This window comes from Kribbella sp. NPDC055110 (assembly GCF_053607525.1).
The window spans coordinates 1-14,812 of sequence record NZ_JBSGTS010000041.1 but is presented as its reverse complement, the minus strand read 5'-3'; the positions used below and the strand labels follow the sequence as shown (position 1 = coordinate 14,812).

At 68.5% G+C, this 14,812-nt stretch carries 17 protein-coding genes; 11 read left to right on the top strand and 6 right to left on the bottom strand.

Annotation, left to right across the window (positions count from 1 at the left end):
* Positions 1–49: 49 nt before the first annotated feature.
* Together ACWF0M_RS35920 and ACWF0M_RS35915 are read right to left on the bottom strand one after the other, a co-directional pair.
* A complete protein-coding gene (locus tag ACWF0M_RS35920; protein WP_452240221.1) occupies positions 50–805 on the bottom strand; it encodes a glycoside hydrolase family 16 protein in 756 nt (251 codons plus the stop codon).
* Positions 806–852: 47 nt separating this feature from the next.
* Positions 853–1,695 (bottom strand): helix-turn-helix transcriptional regulator, encoded by an 843-nt coding sequence (locus ACWF0M_RS35915; protein WP_452240220.1) that lies wholly within the window; start codon positions 1,693–1,695, stop codon positions 853–855.
* Between the two features lie 101 nt (positions 1,696–1,796).
* On the opposite strand from ACWF0M_RS35915, the gene ACWF0M_RS35910 reads away from it, so the two are divergent.
* A complete protein-coding gene (locus ACWF0M_RS35910) occupies positions 1,797–2,525 on the top strand; it encodes an SDR family NAD(P)-dependent oxidoreductase (RefSeq protein WP_452240219.1) in 729 nt (242 codons plus the stop codon).
* Between the two features lie 102 nt (positions 2,526–2,627).
* Here ACWF0M_RS35910 and ACWF0M_RS35905 read toward each other — a convergent pair whose 3' ends face one another.
* Both ACWF0M_RS35905 and ACWF0M_RS35900 read right to left on the bottom strand, forming a co-directional pair.
* Entirely contained in the window at positions 2,628–3,176 is a 549-nt protein-coding gene (locus ACWF0M_RS35905; protein WP_452240218.1) for an NUDIX hydrolase family protein, read from the bottom strand.
* Between the two features lie 67 nt (positions 3,177–3,243).
* Positions 3,244–3,924, bottom strand: a complete 681-nt coding sequence (locus ACWF0M_RS35900; RefSeq protein WP_452240217.1) for a helix-turn-helix domain-containing protein — start codon at positions 3,922–3,924, stop codon at positions 3,244–3,246.
* Between the two features lie 118 nt (positions 3,925–4,042).
* Between ACWF0M_RS35900 and ACWF0M_RS35895 the strand changes: the two genes are divergently transcribed.
* On the top strand, positions 4,043–4,804 hold the full coding sequence (locus tag ACWF0M_RS35895; protein ID WP_452240216.1) for a phytanoyl-CoA dioxygenase family protein: 762 nt from the start codon (positions 4,043–4,045) through the stop codon (positions 4,802–4,804).
* Between the two features lie 29 nt (positions 4,805–4,833).
* The gene (locus tag ACWF0M_RS35890) at positions 4,834–6,066 is read left to right on the top strand and encodes an MFS transporter (RefSeq protein WP_452240215.1); all 1,233 of its coding nucleotides are present in this window, start codon (positions 4,834–4,836) and stop codon (positions 6,064–6,066) included.
* A gap of 3 nt (positions 6,067–6,069) precedes the next feature.
* Here the strand turns inward: ACWF0M_RS35890 and ACWF0M_RS35885 are convergent, their stop codons facing one another.
* Complete coding sequence (locus ACWF0M_RS35885) at positions 6,070–6,819, bottom strand: hypothetical protein (protein ID WP_452240214.1); 750 nt, start codon at positions 6,817–6,819, stop codon at positions 6,070–6,072.
* Positions 6,820–6,874: 55 nt separating this feature from the next.
* Between ACWF0M_RS35885 and ACWF0M_RS35880 the strand changes: the two genes are divergently transcribed.
* Positions 6,875–7,519 carry an IclR family transcriptional regulator gene (locus tag ACWF0M_RS35880; protein WP_130382015.1) on the top strand — a complete coding sequence of 215 codons (645 nt, stop codon included), beginning with the start codon at positions 6,875–6,877 and terminating at the stop codon, positions 7,517–7,519.
* A gap of 141 nt (positions 7,520–7,660) precedes the next feature.
* On the opposite strand, the gene ACWF0M_RS35875 is transcribed toward ACWF0M_RS35880, so the two are convergent.
* Positions 7,661–8,131: an Lrp/AsnC family transcriptional regulator gene (locus tag ACWF0M_RS35875; protein WP_452240213.1), complete on the bottom strand. Its 471-nt coding sequence runs from the start codon at positions 8,129–8,131 to the stop codon at positions 7,661–7,663.
* Positions 8,132–8,282: 151 nt separating this feature from the next.
* On the opposite strand from ACWF0M_RS35875, the gene hppD reads away from it, so the two are divergent.
* The 7 genes from hppD (at position 8,283) to ACWF0M_RS35840 (ending at position 14,735) form a co-directional block, all read left to right on the top strand.
* Complete coding sequence (hppD, locus tag ACWF0M_RS35870; RefSeq protein WP_452240212.1) at positions 8,283–9,485, top strand: 4-hydroxyphenylpyruvate dioxygenase; 1,203 nt, start codon at positions 8,283–8,285, stop codon at positions 9,483–9,485.
* Between the two features lie 161 nt (positions 9,486–9,646).
* Entirely contained in the window at positions 9,647–10,120 is a 474-nt protein-coding gene (locus ACWF0M_RS35865) for a hypothetical protein (RefSeq protein WP_452240211.1), read from the top strand.
* Positions 10,121–10,164: 44 nt separating this feature from the next.
* The gene (locus ACWF0M_RS35860) at positions 10,165–11,541 is read left to right on the top strand and encodes an FAD-binding oxidoreductase (RefSeq protein ID WP_452240210.1); all 1,377 of its coding nucleotides are present in this window, start codon (positions 10,165–10,167) and stop codon (positions 11,539–11,541) included.
* Between the two features lie 151 nt (positions 11,542–11,692).
* A complete protein-coding gene (locus tag ACWF0M_RS35855; RefSeq protein WP_452240209.1) occupies positions 11,693–12,292 on the top strand; it encodes a hypothetical protein in 600 nt (199 codons plus the stop codon).
* Between the two features lie 48 nt (positions 12,293–12,340).
* Positions 12,341–13,006, top strand: coding sequence for a two-component system response regulator CseB (cseB, locus tag ACWF0M_RS35850; RefSeq protein WP_452240208.1), 666 nt, complete (start codon positions 12,341–12,343; stop codon positions 13,004–13,006).
* On the top strand, positions 13,007–14,251 hold the full coding sequence (locus ACWF0M_RS35845) for a HAMP domain-containing sensor histidine kinase (protein WP_452240207.1): 1,245 nt from the start codon (positions 13,007–13,009) through the stop codon (positions 14,249–14,251).
* 70 nt (positions 14,252–14,321) lie between these two features.
* The gene (locus ACWF0M_RS35840; RefSeq protein WP_452240206.1) at positions 14,322–14,735 is read left to right on the top strand and encodes a hypothetical protein; all 414 of its coding nucleotides are present in this window, start codon (positions 14,322–14,324) and stop codon (positions 14,733–14,735) included.
* Positions 14,736–14,812: the final 77 nt, after the last annotated feature.

Here is a 14,812-nt window from a genome sequence, read left to right as displayed (position 1 = left end):
CCCCCGAGGCCCAGCACCCTAGTCGCCTATGGGTGCTGGGCCTCAGTCTTCAGGAGCGGTACACGTGGACGTAGTCGAGTTGCATTGACTCCGCGGTCACGGTGGGTGGGATGTTGCCGTAGACGAACAGGTCGAGGATGAGGGCGTCGCCGGTGCCGGAGTACGGGCCCTGGCGGCAGATTTCCTTGCCGTCGAGGTACCAGACGGTTTCGTCGGGGCCGAGTTGCTGGGCGATCGTGTGCCAGTCGGTGGTGAGGTCGGTGGGGGACTGGTAGGTGCAGCCGCCGCCGGGGGACTGGTGGTTGGTGAGGTACAGCGCGTTGTGGTTGTCGCTGTAGAACTCGTACGTGTCCTGCTCGTTGGAGCCGTTGCCGTTCCAGGTCCAGGTGGACGGCCAGAAACCCTTGGCGGACGGGAGCTTCAAGCGCGTCTCGATGTAGTCGCCCGCCTGTACGGCGAACGACTGCGACGGCTCGAGCCCGCAGGCCTGCCCGGTCGTGATCAGGGCCCCGGACCACTCGTACCCAGGCGCCGGGTTGTTCTTCTTCGCCGTCATCGTGAGCGTGCCGTCGTGCACCGACAGCGCGTCCCACGTGTGCCACTCGAGTTGCTGGTTGCCCTTGTTGCCCAGGCAGTCGTCGGCTTCCGCGTTCGAGTGGATCGCCCACTTGGCGCGGTCGATCGCCGTACCGTCGAACTCGTCGGCGAACACCAGCGTCCCAGGCCCGGTCTCGTCAGCGTCCGCCGCCCGGAGGGGTACGACGAGCAAACCGAGCACGACCAGCGCCGTAAGTAACTTACGCATCAGGCAAGCCTCTCCGTCGGAATTCAACGGATCAAACAGTCGCTTGATCAGCGCTTGGTTGTCAACTCCTGCAGACCGATCACGTCCAGCAGCCGGATCGCCTGCTCGGACGCTGAACCCGGCTCGGCCGTGTAGAGCACCACGCGCTGGTCGCGCTCCGGAACCACGAGCACCTCGCAGATCACGTCGATCTGCCCGACCTGCGGGTGGAAGATCGTCTGGCACAGCGTCTGCTGCCGCCCGACTTCGTGCCGCGCCCAGATCTCCGCGAACTCGGGGCTGCCGGCCAGCAGGTCCTCGACGAGTTGGGCGAGGGCCGAATCGTTCGGGTACGTGCTCGTGGCCGCGCGGAGATCGGCGGCCGCCTCGCGTGCGAACTCCCGCGTGGCCTCTTCGCCGAACAGCTCGTGCTGCCGATCGGTGAGGAAGCGCAGGCGAAGAAGATTCCGGCCCCGTGGCGGGATCGCGGAGAAGTCCGTGATCAGCGCGGCGGCCAACGGATTCCATGCGAGTACGTCGTACTTCGCGTCCAGGACCAGACCCGGTACGTCGAGCCGCGCGAGCATCCGCAGTACGCCGGTCCGCACCTCCACCGGCGGACCCGGCGGCGGCGCGGGCTGCTCGCCCGCGAGCCGGAACAGGTGGCCGCGCTCGTCGTCCGACAACCGCAACGCGCGGGCGAGCCCGGTCAGTACCGCACGGGACGGGCGCGGACCACGACCCTGCTCCAGGCGGGTGTAGTAGTCCGTCGACATGGTCGCGAGGCTCGCCACCTCTTCCCGGCGGAGCCCGGGCGTACGTCGACGCAGGCCGGCCGGGAGTCCTACGTCGGAGGGTTGCAACGACTCCCGCCGTACCCGCAGGAACTCCGCCAGCCCGTCGCGATCCATGGTCCCAGGATCCCAGGCGTTCGCGAGGTGAGCCAGGGACCGCCGGTCCCAGCCTCGGCTGACTCTGCCTGAATGCGTCGGATCGCCGGAGGGTTGGCGGCATGAACACGACGAAGATCGCGCTCGTTACGGGCGCCAACAAGGGGATCGGCAAGGAGATCGCACGGCAGTTGGGGCAGGCCGGGTTCACCGTGCTAGCCGGGGCGCGGGACCTGCAGCGCGGCGAGCTGGCAGTGAAGGAACTGGTTGCCGAGGGCGTCGATGTGGTCGGGGTCCAGCTGGAGGTGACGGACGCGGCGTCGGTGCGGACGGCGGCGGAGCGGGTCGCGGCGGAGTACGGGCGGCTCGACGTACTGGTCAACAATGCGGCGACCATCCCTGTGGGTGACGACGCGGTGTCGCGGATCGAGACCGGCATACTGCGGTTGGCGTTCGAGACGAATGTGCTCGGGCTGGTGGGCGTGACGCAGGCGTTCCTGCCGCTGCTCCGGAAGGCCGAGGCCGCGCGGATCGTGAACTTGTCGACGTCGCTGGCGTCGTTCGAGCAGGTCGGGGATCCGGAGTCGCGGATGTCGACCGTGCTGACGCTCGGCTACAACTCGTCGAAGGCGGCGGTGAACATGGTGACGGTCATGCTCGCCAACGAACTGCGCGGCACCGGCATCCTGGTGAACGGCGCGGACCCAGGCAACTGTGCAACGGACATGGGCGGCTGGAGCGCGGCACGCACCCCCGCACAGGGTGCGGCAGTAGCAGTCGCGCTCGCAACACTGGCCGCAGACGGCCCGACCGGCCACGTGTACGCCGAGGAGGGCCGCCTGGCCTGGTAGAAGACCGCGACTCCGACCCCACCCTGAACGCGCAGGTTCACGGCCCGTCCCTCCACCTCTGAACCCAGTAGGTTCAGTTGTGTGGGGCGGTGGGGGTGCGGGTTAGACGATCGCGCCTGACCAGGCGAGTGCCTGCTTGATGAGGAGGCCGCGGCCGCCTTCCATGTCGTTGAGGAGGCTCGAGGACAGGGCCTCTTCGGGGGTCAGCCAGGTCAGCTCGAGCGCGTCCTGGCGCGGGTTGCACTCGCCGGTGACGGGGACGACGTACACGAGGGCGACCGCGTGCTGGCGCGGGTCGTGCAGCGGGGTCATGCCGGGGAACGGGAAGTACTCCGCGACAGTGACGGGGACGAGCGTGGCGGGGAGTCGCGGGAACGCGGCCGGGCCGAGGTCTTTCTCGATGTTGCGCTGCAGCGCGTCGCGGATCGACTCGTTGTGCTGCACGCGGCCGGAGACCAGCGTGCGGGTGATCTCGCCGGTCGCGGGGGACGTCCGCAGCAGCACCCCGATGTGCTCGATCTGGCCGGAGGTGTCGACGCGCGCCGGAACGGCCTCGACGTACAGGATCGGTACCCGGGTCCGGGTCTCGGCGAGGGCGAACTCGGACAGCCAGCCGGGATTCGGGTCAGGCGTTTGCAGCGACGACGTCATAAGGACATCTTTGCTTACGGGTTGAAAGTGGACATGCACTGGGAGGGGAGTAGAAGGAAGAACGAGGTTATGGTCTGAAAGCGGACCTGTACTGGGATGGACTCAGTCCGAATGTTGAGCGGAATCTTCGCGTCGCGTGGCTCGGGTCGTGCCAGCCGACGGTGGTTCCGATCGTGCTGACCGGTAGCTCGGTCTCGATCAGGAGGCCTGCGGCGCGCTCGGCGCGGATGCGGTTGAGGTAGGCCATCGGGGACAGGCCGACCGACTTGCCGAAGAGCCGGATCAGGTACCCGGGCGCGAGGTTGACGCGGGCCGCGAGCTGGTCGAGGGTCCAAGGTTCGGCGAGATCGGACTCCAGCAGCCGCATCGCGTGCTGCACGGCCGGATGCGCCGGCGCCCGCAAACCCGGCCCGCCAACCCGGGCCCCACGGCTGTCCCCACGGCCACCCGGTACGAGCGCGCCGGACAGCAACCCGAACACATCCGGCCCTAGGTAGGCATTGCGGACCACCAACCTGTCGCAGTCGACGTACCCGTGCCACTCACCGGGCCGCAGTACGACGACCGAGTCCGGCGCCAGCGCGACCTCGCCGGCCGCCGACACGTGCGTACCCCGGCCGGCCACCACGACCCCGATCTCGAAGAACGCGTGGCTGTGCGGCGCGACGTCCGCGACCACCTCGAGCCGCTCCCCGGCCACCGGTAACCGCGGGTCCGGGAAGACCTCGCTGCTCAACACGTTGTGCATCCCGCCTCCAGGAGGTCAAGATCCGTCAAGTCCTGGTCAACCACCGCCTGTCCCCGGAGCGCGGCAACCGAGACGCTGGAAACACCTTCCAGGCCACCGGAATCCGAGGAGCACACCGATGACCACGACCGACCCTACGGCACCCGTCACCGTCGACGAAGAGACCATTTCCGCCTACCGCCGCGACGGCGTCGTCCGGATCCGGAACATCATCGGCCGCGACGAGGCGGCCCGGTTCGCGGCCGCCGCGACCGAGTGGACCGCGGGCGCCGACGACCTGTTCAAGGAGTCGAAGATCTTCAACCAGTACGTCAACGTCTGGCAGCAGAACGACGTACTGCGGGAGCTCACGCTGGATCCCCGTCTCGCCGCGGTGGCGACCGCGCTGGCCGGCGTACCGCTGCGGATCTGGCACGACCAGCTGCTGATCAAGCCACCCCACAACGGCGCGGCCACCGAGTTCCACCAGGACGCGCCGTACTGGCCGCACGCAAACTCCCGCGCTTCCCTGTCCGCGTGGATCGCGCTGGTCGACGTACCGGTGGAGCGTGGCTGTATGACGTTCATCCCGGGCTCGCAGGACCACCAGAACCTGCGCCGTCAGGACCTGTCGGACCGCGACGACCTGTTCCGCGCCGCGCCCGATCTGCGCTGGGAGGAGCGCCTGACGATCCCGCTGCAGGCCGGCGACTGCACCTTCCACAACGCCTACCTGGCGCACTCCGCGACGCCGAACCTCACCGACGACCCGCGGATCGCGCACGTCAACATCTACTTCGACGCCGAGGCGACGTACACCGGCGCCGGCCACGTGGTCACCGACGGCCTCGATCTGACCGCCGGCGAACCGCTCGACCACGAGCGTTTCCCGACTGTTTAACTTTTCACGTTGTGACATAAGTTGTCTGGGTGCGTCTGCTGACCGACATCCGACCGCTGCGTGAGTCCGCCGACTTCCGGAGGTTGTGGATCGGGTCGACGGTGTCGCAGCTCGGGCAGCAGATGACCGCCGTGACCGTGTCGATCCAGGTGTACGCGCTGACGCATTCGACGTTCGCGGTCGGGCTGGTCGGACTGTTCTCGCTGGTCCCGCTGATCGTCTTCGGGCTGTACGGCGGCGCGATGGCCGACGCGATCGACCGCCGTACGCTCGCCCTCGTCTCGTCGTCGGGGTTGTGGCTGCTCTCGATGGTCCTGGTTCTGCAGTCGCACCTCGACTGGGCACAGGTCTGGGTGCTGTACGCCGTGGTCGCCTGCCAGTCGGCGTGCTTCGCGGTCAACAACCCGGCCCGGTCCGCGATCATCCCGCGGCTGATCCGGCCCGAACTGTTGCCGGCCGCGAACACGCTCAGCCAGGCCGCGTTCAACCTGGGCTTCACGGCCGGCCCGCTGCTCGGTGCGGCGGTGATTGCCTGGCGCGGGTTCGCGGCGGCGTACCTGGTCGACGTGATCACGTTCACCGCGGCGCTGTACGCGCTGTTCCGCCTGCCACCGGTGCCGCCGACAGGAGCCGTACGGCGGGCCGGGCTGCGCTCGGTACTCGAGGGGTTCACGTTCCTGCGCGCCGCGCCAGCGCTGCTCGCGACGTTCCTCGCGGACATCCTCGCCATGGTGTTCGCCCAACCCCGCGCGCTGTTCCCGGCCGTGGCGGGCGCGTTCTTCGGGGGCGGCGTACGGACGGTCGGCCTCCTCCAGGCCGCGCCGGCGATCGGGGCGCTGATCGGGGTGATCTTCTCCGGCTGGGTGACCCGGGTACGTCGTCAGGGCGTGGCGATCGTGCTGGCGATCACGGCGTACGCCGCTGCCGTCGGGCTGTTCGGGCTGTCCCGCACGATCTGGCTCGGCGTGGCGTTGCTCGCGCTGTCCGGGGCGGCCGACATGGTGAGTTCGGCGTACCGGAACACGGTGCTGCAGTCCGCGGCGCCGGACGCGATGCGCGGTCGCCTGCAGGGGGTGTTCATCGTGGTAGTTGCCGGCGGCCCGCGGCTCGGTGACTTCGTCGCAGGTACGACGGCGTCGCTGACGAGCCCGACCATCGCATTGCTCGGCGGGGCCGCCGTCTGCGTCACCGGGCTCCTGATCCTGCTGGCCAGAAACCGGCCGTTCCGGGTCTACGACTCCCAGACGCGCGCGCTCAGCTGACTGCTAGCCGCCGGTGGCGAGCTTCTTCAGGACGGTGAACCAGGAGTCCATGTCCGGGTTGATCTCGGTCATCGGCTTGTCGTCGACCGTGACGAGCTTGCGGTCGCCGAGCGGCTTCTTCAGCTTGATCGGGGTCATCGACATGTTGCTGTCCTCGGGGCACGGCACGTCGACGTCCACGACCGCCTTGATCTGGTCGTCCGACTCCTCGACCTTGAGATCCGAGGCACACTTGCCGACGGTGCCGATCACCAGATCCGCGTCGTCGTACTTGGGCGCGTTCTGGATCCACTTGAGGTACTTCGGCTTCTTGCCCTTGACCAGCTGGTAGTACAGCGCCGGCTGCGGCTTGGCCTCGTCGACCGTGCCCTTGCCGTCGCCGATGAAGGTGCCGTAGATCATGTCGATGCACGGGTCCTTGGTGTCCGGGCCGTCGATCGCCCCGAACGCGCGGGCGGCCTTGTAGCAGCCGACCGCCTCGCGGTTCAACGAGATGTTGAAGCCGATCAGCCCGACCGCGCCGACGACCATTGCGATGGCCAGCATCCGGCGGGACTTGAGCTGCTGCGGGCCGAGGATGCCGGCCGCCCGGCGGGCCTGTTCGGGGGTGGCGTCGGCCGGCACCGCGGTGGTGCGGAACATCGCCGTGATCGAACTCGTCCACTGCGGATTGATGATCGTCGGAACGGCATAGATCAGGATCAGACCGACGATCACGGCGATGGCGGGGAGCAGCGACCAGTAATTTCGCACGGCAGCAAGATACGGGGCCATCGGGCCGCGCCCGATTACCGGATACTCTTTCTAGGTGCCCGCCGAGACTTCGCAGACGCTCGACCGGGGGCTGACTGTCCTCGAGTTGCTGGCGGACGCCCCGGACGGGCTGTCCATCACGGAGCTGGCAGCGGCGCTCGGCGTCAGTCGCACGGTCGTGTACCGGCTGGTGAACACGCTCGAACTGCACCGGTTGGTGCGCCGTGACAGCGAGGGGCGGGCCCGGCTCGGTCTCGCCGTACTGCACTACAGCCGGCGCGTTCAGCCGACGCTGCGTGATGCCGCGCTTCCGGTCCTGCGCTCGCTCGCCGAGGACACCGGCGCCACCGCCCACCTGACGGTCGCGGACGGTGAGGAGGCGCTCGCGATCGCGGTCGTCGAGCCGAGCTGGACCGACTACCACGTGTCCTATCGGATGGGTTCGCGGCACTCGCTCGACCAAGGCGCCGCAGGCAAGGCGATCCTGGCCGGCCGTCGCAAGCCAGACCCTGCCGGCCGCCCCTTCGTCGTCACCTCCGGCGAACTCCAGGCCGGCGCCCAAGGCGTGTCCTCGCCCGTTCTCGGCGTCCCAGGCGTCGAGGCATCCATCGGCGTCGTCGTCCTCGGCAAACTCGACCGCGATTTCGTAGGCCCCCGCGTGGCTCGCGCCGCCGTCGAGGTCGCCAAACGCCTCGCCTGACCCGGACGCCCCCCACTCACCAACCACCCGCTCCCCGCCCGCACCCCACCTGAGCAAGCGCGGGCGACGCCGTTCCGGGCGAGTTAGTGAGTGCCGGAGGTCCGCCCCGCCGCCTCCACCAACGTCAGCACCGGCCGGGTGCTAGTTCGTGGTTGCTGCTTCTACAAGGGGGAGCACTCGGTGGGGGATCTGTTCGGCGAGGGCGATGACTGTGGAGGCGCGTTGGATGCCTCGGACGATGACTACCTGGTCGATCACGCGTTGGAGGTCGGCGTTCGAGCGGGCGACTATGCGGCACCAGAGGTCCTCGGCGCCGGTGATGGTGTGGACCTCGAGGACCTCGGGGATGCGGGCGAGCGCCTCGGCGACCGTGGTGTGACCTGAGCCCTGCTCGATCTGCAGCGTCGCGAACGCCGTCACCGGGTAGCCGATCGCACTCGTGTCGATGTCCGGCCCCCACCCGCGCACCACGCCGTCGCGCTGCAGCCGGTCCAGCCGCGCCTGCACGGTCCCGCGCGCGACCCCCAGCCGGCGCGACGCCTCCAGTACGCCGACCCGCGGCTCGGCCGCGAACAACCCCAGGATCCGCGCGTCCAGCGCATCGACCGTCATGGCCACCCTCCCGCAATGGTCAGACTGACCAAATAGTCCAGCAACATCCACAGCATACTGCACAGCTTGTCCAGCAAAACAAGGAACTGTTGCGCAACCTGTGCCCCGACAGCCAGGCTCGGCGGCAAGTACCCGACCCGGGAGGACCCCGATGACCAGCACCGACCTCACGCCCGCAGAGCTCGACGCCGATCTCGACCTCGACCAGCTGAAGCAGCTCGTCGGCCTGGTGCCGTACGACGAGAGCACCGACCCGTTCCCGGTCACCGCCATGGACGCGGTGGTGTTCGTGGTCGGCAACGCCACCCAGACCGCGAAGTGGTACCAGCTCGCGTTCGGAATGGACCTGGTCGCGTACTCCGGCCCCGAGACCGGCTCCAAGGACAGCAAGGCGTACGTGCTCAAGGCCGGCTCCGCCCGCTTCGTGATCTCCGGTGGTGTCAGCCCGAAGAGCACGCTGCTCGACCACCACCGCAAGCACGGTGACGGCGTCGCCGACCTCGCCCTCGAGGTCCCGGACGTCGACAAGTGCATCGAGCACGCGCGCAAGGTCGGCGCCGTCGTCCTCGAGGAGCCGAACGACGTGTCCGACGAGCACGGCACGATCCGCCGCGCGGCGATCGCGGCGTACGGCGACACTCGTCACACCCTGATCGACCGCAGCAAGTACGACGGCCCGTACCTGCCCGGCTTCGTCGCGGCGACCACCAAGGTCACCCGCCCCGACGGGCACCCGAAGCGGCTGTTCCAGGCCGTCGACCATGTGGTCGGCAACGTCGAGCTCGGCAAGATGGACGAGTGGGTTGCCTTCTACAACAAGGTGATGGGCTTCGTGAACATGGCGGAGTTCATCGGTGACGACATCGCCACCGACTACTCGGCGCTGATGAGCAAGGTCGTCGCCAACGGCAACCACCGGGTGAAGTTCCCGCTGAACGAGCCGGCGGTGGCGAAGAAGAAGTCGCAGATCGACGAGTTCCTGGAGTTCTACGACGGCGCCGGCGCGCAGCACATCGCGCTCGCGACCAACGACATCCTGCGCACGGTCGACATCATGCGGGCGAACGGGGTCGAGTTCCTCAACACCCCGGACTCCTACTACGAGGACCCGGAGCTGCGGGCCCGGATCGGCGAGGTGCGGGTACCGATCGAGGACCTGCAGTCGCGCGGCATCCTGGTCGACCGGGACGAGGACGGGTACCTGCTGCAGATCTTCACCGCGCCGATCGGCGACCGCCCGACGATGTTCTACGAACTGATCGAGCGGCACGGCTCGCTCGGCTTCGGCAAGGGCAACTTCAAGGCGCTCTTCGAGGCCATCGAGCGCGAACAAGAGCGACGCGGCAACCTCTGACAGCCGGTTAATCGCGTAACCGACGCCCAGAACCTTGCCGGTAGCAACTGAACACGGCGTGTCGCCGTCCGATTACCGGAATGACTGTCCGGGCAGGCTCCGTTCGCGTAGTGTGCCTTCCTGAGTGTGCGTCGGGGCGTGCACTCAGGAAGGGTTTCGTCATGAAGACACTGGGCATTCTGCTCAGCACCGCCGGCCTGGCCGGCGTGGGCGCGATCGCGTTGTCCGCACTCCCGGCCGAGGCGGCCACCGCCGCCAGCTGCTCGGGTGCGACGTCCATCGCATCGGCGCCGATGCTGCGTAACCATCAGCCGCCGAGCTGGGGCACGGTCCGGCTTGTCCGGGACAGCTGCTACCAGTACTGGGCCGAGATCACCATGGCGTCGCCGCTGGTCGCCAACGCGCAGGCCAACGCCTTCCTGGTGCAGTACGGCGGCGGCAACGACGGCCGGGTGCTCAGCTGCGACAGCAGCGGCGGCAACGGCGCGGTGATCCAGGGCCAGCGCACCTGCCGGACGCCGAAGGTGAAGGCGACCGCCGGCAGCATCACGTTCGCCGCCATCGGCCGCGAGTACCACAACTACGGCGGGGGCTACGAAGAGATCTCGGAGAACGCCACCAAGCGCACCCGCTGAACTGGGGCGCGCGGTACCGCGGAGTATTAACTAGGCTCGACCTCATGAGTGAGGTTGTCGAGCAGTTGCGTCAGGTGCTGCCGCCCGAGGCACTGGTGACCGATCCGGACCGGATGGAGAGCTACCGGTACGACCGGGCGATGTTCTGCCCGGCCGGGATGCCGCTCGCCGTCGTGCTGGCCCGGGAGACCGCGCACGTCCAGGCAGCGGTGCGGGTCGCGGCCGAGGCCGGCGTACCGATCGTGCCGCAGGGCGCGCGGTCCGGCCTGTCCGGCGCCGCCAACGCGCTCGACGGCTGCATCGTCGTCTCGCTGGAGAAGATGGACCGGATCCTCGCGATCGAACCCATCGACCGGTACGTCGTGACGCAGCCGGGCGTCTACAACGCGGTCCTGTCCCGCGCGGTCGCCGAGCACGGGCTGTTCTACCCGCCGGACCCGTCCAGCTGGGAGTTCTGCTCGATCGGCGGCAACCTGTCCACGAACTCCGGCGGTCTGTGCTGCGTGAAGTACGGCGTGACCACTGACTACGTGCTCGGCCTCGAGGTCGTCCTCGCCGACGGCCGGATCCTGCGGACCGGGCGGAAGACCGTGAAGGGCGTCGCCGGGTACGACCTGGTGAAGCTGATCGTCGGCAGCGAAGGCACCCTCGGCATCATCACCGAGGCGACCCTGGCGCTGCGCCCGGCCGCCGCGAAGCCTAAGACGATGGCGGCACTGTTCGGCTCCGGCGTCGAGGCCGGCAACGCGATCCTGGAGATCATCCGCAGCGGCGTCTCGCTCAGCCTGCTGGAGATCATGGACCGGACCACGATCCGCGCGGTCAACAAGTACAAGCGGATGGACCTGCCCGACGAGGCGGCCGCGATGCTGATCGCCCAGTCCGACGCGGGCGGCGAGGCGGGCGCAGCCGACGTCGCCGCAGTCGCGAAGCTGTGCCGCGACCACGGCGCGCTGGAGTGCATCGAGGCCGAGGACGACGCGGAGGGCGAGCTGCTGCTCGAGGGCCGCCGGGCCGCGCTGACAGCCCTGGAGGAACTCGGTACGACGATGATCGACGACGTCGCCGTACCGCGCTCGCGGCTGGCCGAGTTCATCGGCCGGATCGAGGCGCTGTCGGCCGAGCTGGACATCACGATCGGGGTCCTCGGGCATGCCGGCGACGGCAACATGCACCCGACGGTCGTCTTCGACCAGACCGATCCGGCGCAGGCCGAGCGGGCCCAGGTCGCGTTCGACCGGGTGATGGAGATCGGGCTGGAGCTCGGCGGCACGATCACCGGTGAGCACGGCGTCGGCGTACTGAAACGTGCTTGGCTGGCCGAGGAGATCGGGCCGGTCGCGCTCGACGTCCACCGGGCGATCAAGACCGCGCTGGACCCGAACAACCTCTTGAATCCGGGCAAGGTCGTTGCCGGGTAAGCCGATGGCTGGGCGCTGTGACGGAACCGCAATGGAACTGTCGAGGCCATTGGACGTCCACGCCCGTCGAATGTGACGTCCGGCCGACACCATGGAACTGAGGACGTGTACGAATTCGCGGGGGGACTTGATGCAGGGTAGGAGGCGCCCGATGAGTCTGTGGCGCCGTACCGTCCTGCCTGCCCTCGCCGCGGTGGTCGCGACGATCGCGCTCTCCGCCTGCGCGAACGGCGGGGGTCTGCGGGTCGAGGGCCCCGAATCACCCCCTCCGACGACCCCGACGCCGTCGGTCGCGTTCGGCACCGGCGGTGCCTCTCCCAAGGCCGGGCGCACCCCCGAAGTGGCTGTTGACCTGTACAAAGTCCGGGCCCGGCTGCTCGCCGACCGGCACCTGTCGGGGTACTCGCGGACAGTTCTCGTGAATTGCACCGTGATTTCGCGTTGCCTCAGCAGGGGTAAGACCGTTGATGTATTGCACAGCGGTTCACCCCAGCAGATCGTCCTCATCCATACCCTGGAGAAATTCGTCTTCGGTATCTTCCTGATCGCCGTCGAGCCAACCGGCCCGCGACCGATCTGGAGCCTGGACGTCGAGCAACCGACCGTGAACGCCAGCCCGCAAGGGGACCTGGTGGTCGAGTCGAAGATCTTCGCGATCGACGACCCGGTCTGCTGCCCGTCGGGCCGGCGGGTCGAGGTCTACCGTTGGAACGGCCGGCAGATGATCAAGGTGAGCTCGACGGACCAGTAGGGAGACTGAAGTTCGGTGGTACCGGAAGAACCGGCAGCGCGCATTCTCATGGTTGAGGACGACGCGGTGATCCGTGAGGCGACCCAGTTGACCCTCGAGCGGCACGGCTACGACGTGACCACGGCCGAAGACGGCCTGGAAGCGATCGAGCGCTTCGAGAAGATCCATCCCGACGTCGTGATGCTCGACATCATGCTGCCCGGGCTGGACGGTATCTCGGTGTGCCGGCGGATCCGCGAGACCAGCACGGTCCCGATCGTGATGGTGTCCGCACGCGGAGACGCGCTCGACGTCGTACTCGGCCTGGAAGCAGGCGCCGACGACTATGTGACCAAACCGTTCGACACCCAGGTGCTGGTGGCACGGCTGCGGGCGGTGATGCGGCGCGCGGTCTCCGACCCGGAGCGTCCGGCACCGGCGGCCGGCTCCGGCGTGGAGTCGTTCGGTGACCTGGAACTGGATCGGGAGGCGCTGGAGGTACGGCGCGGCGGACAGACCGTCCAGCTGACGCCGACCGAGCTCAAGCTCCTGATCGAGTTCGCGAACAACCCCGGTGTGGTGCTGAGCCGGTCGACGTTGCTGCAACGGGTCTGGGACTACGAGTGGGGTGGTGACGGCCGGCTGGTCGACGTCCACCTGCAGCGGCTACGGACCAAGATCGGTGCCGACCGCATCGAAACCGTCCGCGGCTTCGGGTACAAACTGCGGGCCTAGATGGGACTGCGCGGCAAGCTCGGTCTCATCTTCCTGCTGGTCTCCGCGCTCGCGATCCTGGTGCTGTGCGTCGCGGTCTACACCCAGGCCCAGTCGGCCCGGCTGGACCGGACGCGCAGCTTCGCCGACGAGCGGATCCAGCTCGCGGCGCAGAGCTACGACACCAACGACGTACCGGTGTTCGGGGCGAAGCTGGACGATCCGGACCTGCCGCCGCAGTTGCGGGACGCGGTGCTCGAAGGCAAGCGGGCCACGTTCAAGACCGGGTCGCCGCACGCGAAGATGTGGGCGGCGGTCGCGGTCAAGGACGGCAAGGTGCTCTCGATCGAGCAGGACTACGAGAGCACCGACGACTCGATGAAGGCGTTGCAGCAGGCCCTGATCCTCGGGGGGATCGGCACGGTCGCGCTGGTCGCGCTGGTCAGCGTGATCCTGGCCGGCAGCCTGTCCAAACGGATCGTCGCGGTCGCGGGCACGGCCCGGCGGATCGCGGCGGGCGACCTGGACGCGTCCGCGGCCGAGGCCGTTGGCAAAGGCAAGGATGAGGTCCAGTCGTTGGCGACCGCGCTGGACACGATGGCCAGCTCGCTACGCGGCCAACTCGAGGCGGAGCGCCGGTTCACGGCGGATGTCGCCCACGATCTGCGTACGCCGGTGACCGGGCTGACCACCGCCGCCGAGCTACTGCCGCCGGGCCGTCCCAGCGAACTGGTGCGCGATCGGGCAAAGGTGCTGCGGCGACTGGTCGAGGATCTCCTGGAGATCGCCCGGTTCGACTCGGGCGTCGAGCAAGCCGATCTGGAGCTGGTCGGGCTCGGTGCATTCGTCGGCTCGGCGGTCGGGCGGTTGCGGATGCAGCAGTCGCTCGCGCCGGACAGCGTGATCGTGCACCAGTCCGGCCAGGACGAGACGGTGTCGACCGATTCGCGGCGGATCGAGCGGATCCTCGCGAACCTGATCGTCAACGGGTTGCGGCACGGCAAACCGCCGGTCGAGGCCACGGTCTGCGGCCGAACGGTCGAGGTCGTTGACCACGGCAACGGTTATCCCGAGGAACTGATTGCCGAAGGCCCGCGCCGGTTCCGGTCCGGGATGGCCGAACGCGGCGCCGGGCACGGCCTCGGCCTGACCATCGCGGTCGGACACGCCAAGGTCCTCGGCGCCGAGTTGACGTTCGGCGAAGCACCCGGCGGTGGGGCACTTGCCCGATTGGTCCTGCCGGCCGGCCCTGAGACGGTGTTGTAACACAACCTTTCCCTCCACCGCCGCGTCTCCCTCTCCGTAACACCAACAAAACGAGGGGAAACCAGACATCATGCGTGCACAGTTCATCCGCCGTACCGCCGTCGCCGTCGCCGGTCTCGCACTGGCCGCCGGGGGCCTCGGCATCGCCGGCACCCTGCAGGCCAACGCCGCCACCACTCAGCAGAGCGCGGTGAGCACGCCGGCCGCGGCCAAGTCGATCACGATCAAGTCGGACAAGACCACCGCGAAGGCGTGGACGAAGGTCTCGTTCACCGGCAAGACGACCGGCATCGCGAAGAACACCGTCGTCCAGGTGCAGCGCCTGGAGAACGGCAAGTGGGTCAAGTTCCCGGCCACCACCAAGGTGACCAGCCGGGCGACCTACTCGGTGTGGGTGCAGAGCGGGCGGGTCGGCGTGAACAAGTTCCGCGTCGTCGCGGCGACCACCGCCTCCGCGCCGGTCTCGGTGACCATCACCAAGTAGCCCGGCGCCGGCCAACTGCCGGGGGTGGGGACAAGTACTGGGGGCGTTGCACAGGTTATTGCCCGTGCAACGCCCCC

What these genes read in the sequence shown, in the direction of transcription:
- ACWF0M_RS35895 (WP_452240216.1), top strand. Translation starts at nt 4,043, where the DNA reads ATGACCACGACCGACCCTACGGCACCCGTCACCGTCGACGAAGAGACC.
- ACWF0M_RS35840 (WP_452240206.1), top strand. Translation starts at nt 14,322, where the DNA reads ATGCGTGCACAGTTCATCCGCCGTACCGCCGTCGCCGTCGCCGGTCTC.
- ACWF0M_RS35920 (WP_452240221.1), bottom strand. Translation starts at nt 805, where the DNA reads ATGCGTAAGTTACTTACGGCGCTGGTCGTGCTCGGTTTGCTCGTCGTA.
- ACWF0M_RS35845 (WP_452240207.1), top strand. Translation starts at nt 13,007, where the DNA reads ATGGGACTGCGCGGCAAGCTCGGTCTCATCTTCCTGCTGGTCTCCGCG.
- cseB (WP_452240208.1), top strand. Translation starts at nt 12,341, where the DNA reads ATGGTTGAGGACGACGCGGTGATCCGTGAGGCGACCCAGTTGACCCTC.
- ACWF0M_RS35910 (WP_452240219.1), top strand. Translation starts at nt 1,797, where the DNA reads ATGAACACGACGAAGATCGCGCTCGTTACGGGCGCCAACAAGGGGATC.
- ACWF0M_RS35905 (WP_452240218.1), bottom strand. Translation starts at nt 3,176, where the DNA reads ATGACGTCGTCGCTGCAAACGCCTGACCCGAATCCCGGCTGGCTGTCC.
- hppD (WP_452240212.1), top strand. Translation starts at nt 8,283, where the DNA reads ATGACCAGCACCGACCTCACGCCCGCAGAGCTCGACGCCGATCTCGAC.
- ACWF0M_RS35915 (WP_452240220.1), bottom strand. Translation starts at nt 1,695, where the DNA reads ATGGATCGCGACGGGCTGGCGGAGTTCCTGCGGGTACGGCGGGAGTCG.
- ACWF0M_RS35865 (WP_452240211.1), top strand. Translation starts at nt 9,647, where the DNA reads ATGAAGACACTGGGCATTCTGCTCAGCACCGCCGGCCTGGCCGGCGTG.
- ACWF0M_RS35875 (WP_452240213.1), bottom strand. Translation starts at nt 8,131, where the DNA reads ATGACGGTCGATGCGCTGGACGCGCGGATCCTGGGGTTGTTCGCGGCC.
- ACWF0M_RS35900 (WP_452240217.1), bottom strand. Translation starts at nt 3,924, where the DNA reads ATGCACAACGTGTTGAGCAGCGAGGTCTTCCCGGACCCGCGGTTACCG.
- ACWF0M_RS35855 (WP_452240209.1), top strand. Translation starts at nt 11,693, where the DNA reads ATGAGTCTGTGGCGCCGTACCGTCCTGCCTGCCCTCGCCGCGGTGGTC.
- ACWF0M_RS35860 (WP_452240210.1), top strand. Translation starts at nt 10,165, where the DNA reads ATGAGTGAGGTTGTCGAGCAGTTGCGTCAGGTGCTGCCGCCCGAGGCA.